Origin of the sequence: Geodermatophilus sp. CPCC 205761 (assembly GCF_051383655.1) — a bacterium.
In the GTDB taxonomy this organism is placed as follows: Bacteria; Actinomycetota; Actinomycetes; order Mycobacteriales; family Geodermatophilaceae; genus Geodermatophilus.
This window is the reverse complement of record NZ_JALPKQ010000113.1, coordinates 1-740: the sequence shown is the minus strand read 5'-3', so window position 1 is coordinate 740 and position 740 is coordinate 1. Positions and strand designations below refer to the sequence as shown.

Genomic DNA, 740 nt, shown 5'->3' with positions numbered 1-740 from the left:
CGGGTGCTGGTCCAGCGGAGCAGGTTCTGCGCGGCGCCGGCCTTGTCGTTGGTGCCCGAGCCGCGGCCGCCGCCGAAGGGCTGCTGGCCGACCACCGCGCCGGTGGGCTTGTCGTTGACGTAGAAGTTGCCCGCCGCGAACCGCAGGAACCGCTGGGCGTGCGCGATCGCGGCCCGGTCCTCGGCGATCACCGCGCCGGTCAGCGCGTAGGGCGCGACCGACTCCATCTGGGTCAGCACGGTGTCGTAGTCGGCGTCGTCGTAGACGTGCACCGCCAGCACCGGGCCGAAGTACTCGGTGCGGAACACCTCGTGGCCGGGGTCGGTGCCCTCGATGATGGTCGGCCGGACGAAGAAGCCCTCGCTGTCGTCGGCCTTGCCGCCGGCCACCACGCTCAGCGCGTCATCGTCGGTGGCCCGGTCCAGCACCCCCGACAACCTGGAGAACGACTTGCGGTCGATCACCGCGCCCAGGAAGTTGCTGAAGTCGGTGACGTCGCCCATCGGCAGCGCCTCGGTGGTGGCGATCAGGTCGTCGCGCAGCCGGGTCCAGACGCTGCGCGGCACGTAGGCGCGCGACGCCGCCGAGCACTTCTGCCCCTGGTACTCGAACGCGCCGCGGATCAGCGCGGTGCGCAGCACGTCCAGGTCGGCCGAGGGGTGCGCGACGACGAAGTCCTTGCCGCCGGTCTCCCCGACGATCCGCGGATAGCCCCGGTAGCGGTCGATGTTGGCCCCCAC

1 protein-coding gene is annotated in these 740 nt (G+C 71.8%); it reads right to left on the bottom strand.

The window, feature by feature from the left end; genetic code table 11:
* The coding region (locus MY526_RS26955; RefSeq protein ID WP_436705494.1) for an aldehyde dehydrogenase family protein at positions 1-740 on the bottom strand (740 nt) is incomplete at both ends.